The 392-nt window shown below is 55.4% G+C and carries 1 protein-coding gene; it reads right to left on the minus strand.

The features are described 5' to 3' along the window. The coding region (locus ACLD7X_RS19555) for a hypothetical protein (protein ID WP_411425343.1) at window positions 1-195 on the minus strand (195 nt) is incomplete at its 3' end. Between the last annotated feature and the right edge of the window lie 197 nt (window positions 196-392).

Genomic DNA, 392 nt, shown 5'->3' on the forward strand with positions numbered 1-392 from the left:
TGGGAAGGGGCCCCTATCCAAGCCCAGCTTGACACGTTTTGACCGCGCATCAGCATAGGATTCGCCATTCGCGGCATCCCACTTTTCGATGGCGGATGAGTCGGACAGCGCCTTGCGCTGCTCGTCCAGTTGATAGGCCTGATACGTAGGCCACAACAAGTAGCCGGCAATCAGAATAGGCAACACGATGGTCAACCACCGCGAGAGAGACTTCGAGTTCAAGGACTCCTCCTTTAACGTTCCGGAGTTACCGGATTTGAGCTGTAATGTGCAAGTGTCGGCCCGTTTTCCATGCCAGCATGGCGCTTTGCGATGGAGCACGGGAATACCACCCTCCTTTGCAGGAGGACAGAAGGGTTGCGAAGATAGGACTTTTCGCGGGAAAACACCGA

Origin of the sequence: Aphanothece microscopica RSMan92 (assembly GCF_046613545.2) — a bacterium.
Classification (GTDB): domain Bacteria; phylum Cyanobacteriota; class Cyanobacteriia; order PCC-6307; family Cyanobiaceae; genus NIES-981.